The 3,077-nt window shown below is 71.3% G+C and carries 3 protein-coding genes; all 3 read left to right on the top strand.

The window, feature by feature from the left end:
- Positions 1-223: hypothetical protein (locus tag IZR01_RS48755; protein ID WP_228561430.1), on the top strand; the 223-nt coding region annotated here is incomplete at its 5' end.
- Positions 216-1,169, top strand: coding sequence for a PrgI family protein (locus IZR01_RS48760; RefSeq protein WP_194899963.1), 954 nt, complete (start codon positions 216-218; stop codon positions 1,167-1,169). The genes IZR01_RS48755 and IZR01_RS48760, both read left to right, overlap by 8 nt.
- Positions 1,166-3,076, top strand: coding sequence for a VirB4 family type IV secretion system protein (locus IZR01_RS48765; RefSeq protein WP_194899964.1), 1,911 nt, complete (start codon positions 1,166-1,168; stop codon positions 3,074-3,076). The genes IZR01_RS48760 and IZR01_RS48765 overlap by 4 nt, the downstream gene beginning before the upstream one ends.
- Position 3,077: the final 1 nt, after the last annotated feature.

Raw genomic sequence — 3,077 nt, forward strand, 5'->3', positions numbered from 1 at the left:
GTCCAGGAGGTCCCAGCACGTGACGAACCACCGACCCGCCTCCACCGCGCACGGCGCCTACCGCGGTCGGCACCGCAAACCCCGCCCCAGCCTGTACAAGCTGATCTACGACCGGCTCATCGTCCCAGCCCCGACCCGGGTCGATCCGGCGCGGGAGATCACCCTGCGGGCCCGCCGCTCAGCCGTGTGTCAGCGCCGCGCTGCGGGAGGCCGCGATGCGTGAATCCGGTGAGCGGTATGCCACCCGAATCCCCGCCGACGTGGATCGCCCGGACGTCATCGTCGCGCGCCTCACTGCTCGGCAGGTGGTGATCCTGGCCGGCACCGGGCTGGCGGTGTGGGCGGCGTTCATGGCCGCGCACACTGCGCTGCCGAACGTCCCGCCGGTCTACCTGATCGCCCCGGCCGCACCGGTCGCGGCGATCGCTATCGGGCTCGCATTGGGCAAACGCGACGGGCTGACCGCCGACCGGTTCGCACTGGCGGCGCTGCGCCACGGGCGGACGCCGAAACATCTGGTGGCCGGCGGCAGCGAGCAGGCGGAGCCGTTGCCGCAGTTCCTGGGCAAGGCACTGCGGTCCAAGGCAGGCCCGGTGCCGGTGCCGGTGTCGATGCCCGGCCACGGGATCGACGCCAATGGAGTCATCGACCTCGGCAGCGACGGGCACGCCGCCGTCGCGGCGTGCGGGACGGTCAACTTCGCGTTGCGCACTCCAGGCGAGCAGGACGCGCTGGTGGCCTCGTTCGGCCGGTGGCTCAACGGCTTGACCGCCCCGGTTCAGCTGCTGGTGCGCACCCATCGCCTGGACCTGACCGACGCTGTGCAGCAGCTGCGTGAGGCCGCCCCGGGACTGCCTCACCCGGCGTTGGAGCAGGCCGCGGCCGAACACGCTGACTACCTGCAGGCGCTGGCCGGCCGCCGCGACGTCCTGCACCGCCAAGTCCTGCTGGCCGCGCGCGAGCCGCGCACCGGCCGCAAGGGCAGGGCCGGCAGCGCGGATGCCTCGGCGCCGCAGCGGCTGCACCGCCGCCTGGATGAGGCCGCGCGTGCTCTGGCAGGCAGCCAGATCGCTGTGCGGGCCTTCGACGATGCCCGCCTTCGCCACCTGCTCATCGACGCCACCGGCGCCGGCCGCGAACCCACCACGGAAGGAGAAGGCGAGGGATGAGACGCAAGAACGGCGCTGGCAAGCGCCAGACCGATGTTCAGCCCGAGCCGGTGCGCGCGCTAGACGCGATGCCCGCGCCGGAGTCCGTGCAGGTCGCCCCTAGGCACCTGCGGATCTGCGACATGTTCGCCGCCTCCTTCGCCGTCACCGGGTTCCCCTCGGAAGTCGGCGCGGGCTGGCTGGAGCCGCTGCTGACCTACCCCGGCCGCCTGGACGTGTCGGTGCACATTGAGCCGATCGAAACCCAGGTCGCCGCCGAGCGGCTGCGCCGTCAGCGGGCCCGCTTCGAATCCGGGCGGCGCGCCGACTTCGAGAAAGGCAGGCTCGCCGACCCGTATGCCGAGGCCGCCGCAGAAGACGCCACCGAGCTGGCCTACCGGCTCGCGCGCGGGGAAGGACGCCTTTTCCGGGTCGGGCTGTATCTCACGGTCTACGCCGGAACCGAGAAGGCCCTGGCTGAGCAGGTCTCAGCGGTCCGATCCCTCGCCGCCGGGCTGCTGCTGCAGATGCAGCCGACCTCATTCCGGGCCCTTGCCGGGTGGACCAGCTGCCTGCCGCTGGGAGTAGACGCGATCAAGCTGCGCCGCACCTTCGACACCGCCAGCTTGGCCTCGGCGTTCCCGTTCACCTCCCCAGACCTGTCGCCAGCCGACCCGACCGACACCTCCGCCCCCGACGGGATCCTGTACGGCGTCAACGCCGCCTCCTCCGGGCTGGTGATCTACGACCGGTGGGCCCAGGACAACTACAACAGCATCGTGCTGGCCCGCTCCGGAGCAGGGAAGTCCTTCTTCTCCAAACTGGAGATCCTGCGCTCGCTGTACCGGGGTGTGCAGGTTTTGATCGTCGACCCCGAGAACGAGTACGAGCGGCTGGCTGCCTCAGTTGGCGGCGCCTATCTGGATCTCGGCGCGGACGGGGTGCGCCTCAATCCGTTCGACCTGCCCGAGGGGGCGCAGAAGTCGGCGGGCAAGACCAACGCGCTGCTGCGGCGTGCCCTGTTCCTGCACACCTTCATCTGCGTGCTGCTGGGCGAACAGCTTGCCCCGACCGAGCGCGCCGCACTGGACCGGGCGGTCCTGGCCGCCTACGCCGCCGTCGGGATCACCGCCGACCCGCGCACCTGGAAGCGCACCGCGCCGATCCTGTCCGACCTCACCGACGCACTACGCACCCAGGGCACACAGGAAGCCGCGAACCTGGCCGCGCGGCTGGAGCCGTTCACTACCGGATCGTGGGCCGGTCTGTTCGACGGACCCACCACCACCGCCCCGTCCGGGCATCTGCAGGTGTTCTGCCTGCGGCACCTGCCCGATGAGTTGAAAACGGTCGGCACTTTGCTGGTGCTGGACACGGTGTGGCGGCAGGTCACCTCCATCCAGCGCCGCCGGCGCCTCGTCGTGGTCGACGAGGCGTGGCTGCTGATGCGTGAACCTGAGGGCGCCCGATTCCTGCTGCGCATGGCCAAGGCCGCCAGAAAGTGGTGGGCCGGCCTAGCCGTGATCACACAGGACACCGCCGACGTCCTGGCGACTGACCTGGGCCGGGCGGTGGTGGCCAACGCGAGCACGCAGATCCTGCTGCGCCAAGCCCCGCAGGCCCTGGATGCCGTCGCCGACGCCTTCCACCTCTCCGCAGGCGAGCGGGACTTCCTGGCCACCGCGCCGGTCGGCACCGGCCTGCTGGCCGCCGGCGAGCAACGCGTCGCCTTCACCGCCGTGGCCTCCGATACCGAATACGCGGTCGCGACCACGAACCCGGCCGACCTGGTCGATGAGGAGCCCGACGGCTACTTCGACCCCGACCAGGACCACGCCCCCGAACACGCCGACAGCGCCACCGGGCAGGGCCCCATACCCGCGTTCAGCACCGCCGATCTCGACGATTCCGAAGGAGTGCTGCTCTGAC

This window comes from Catenulispora pinisilvae, from assembly GCF_015356865.1.
GTDB lineage: Bacteria > Actinomycetota > Actinomycetes > Streptomycetales > Catenulisporaceae > Catenulispora > Catenulispora pinisilvae.

Excerpts from the sequence above, each read along its gene's own strand:
- IZR01_RS48760 (WP_194899963.1), top strand. The coding sequence starts at position 216 with ATGCGTGAATCCGGTGAGCGGTATGCCACCCGAATCCCCGCCGACGTG.
- IZR01_RS48765 (WP_194899964.1), top strand. The coding sequence starts at position 1,166 with ATGAGACGCAAGAACGGCGCTGGCAAGCGCCAGACCGATGTTCAGCCC.